The following is a 762-nucleotide window of genomic DNA, read 5'->3' on the forward strand; positions in this document are numbered from 1 at the left end:
GCATTACGGTCGTCAAAACTGACGCCAATCCAGCTACCGGTGACCTGCCAGTACGGCACCATTTTTTGCAGCGACTCGAACCACACGCCAACCATCACCACTTTTTCCAGCTCGGTACGCGCCATGCCGTACAACCACGGACTGGCGCCATGCACCAGCCCCTGCGGCGCCTGATCGAGAATGCTCTGCAACTCCTGCTGCGGCATACTGGAACCGTGCCCCGGCCCGATGTAAAAATTCGCGCCGAAGGTGCGCAGTTCTTCGCTCATTTTGGTGTTAATGTCGAACCAGACGGCAGAAAGCGCCGTCACGATGGTCGCCCCCACCATCAGCGCGGCAAACACCACGCTGACCCGCTGAAAACGCAGACGCAGCGCCCGCCACACCAGCAGCCAGAGCATGGTACGATTAGCGGCCATACAGCACCTCCACAGGATACAGCCGGGCAATCCGACGGGCCGCGAACCAGGTGCCGATCAACGCAAACAGTACCGCAATCACCAGTACGCACGGCACCACAATCCAGCCAAAATTAAGCGGCGCGTCGAAGAGCATGACGCCAATCGCTTTCGCCAGCCCCCACCCGGCAATACATCCCAGCGCACCGCCAGCCAGCCCGCTGGACGCCGCTTCCAGGTAGAACAGCAGCATAATTTGCCACTGTCGCGCACCCAGCGCTTTCATCAAACCGATCTCTTTGGCGCGTTCCATAATGGTGCTGGTCATCAGCGAGGCGATCCCCATTGCGGAAGCCACCAGCGC

Annotated in this window: 2 protein-coding genes; both read right to left on the reverse strand. The window is 60.2% G+C overall.

Going from position 1 to position 762, the window contains the following annotated elements; translation table 11 throughout:
* The coding region (locus AC5O77_RS21770) for a hypothetical protein (protein ID WP_494507172.1) at positions 1-419 on the reverse strand (419 nt) is incomplete at its 3' end.
* Positions 409-762, reverse strand: a 354-nt coding sequence (locus tag AC5O77_RS21775) for an ABC transporter permease (RefSeq protein ID WP_494507173.1), incomplete at its 5' end; no start/stop codon positions are given. The genes AC5O77_RS21770 and AC5O77_RS21775, both read right to left, overlap by 11 nt.

The sequence above is a fragment of the Stenotrophomonas sp. INTA L402-1 genome, from assembly GCF_059295135.1.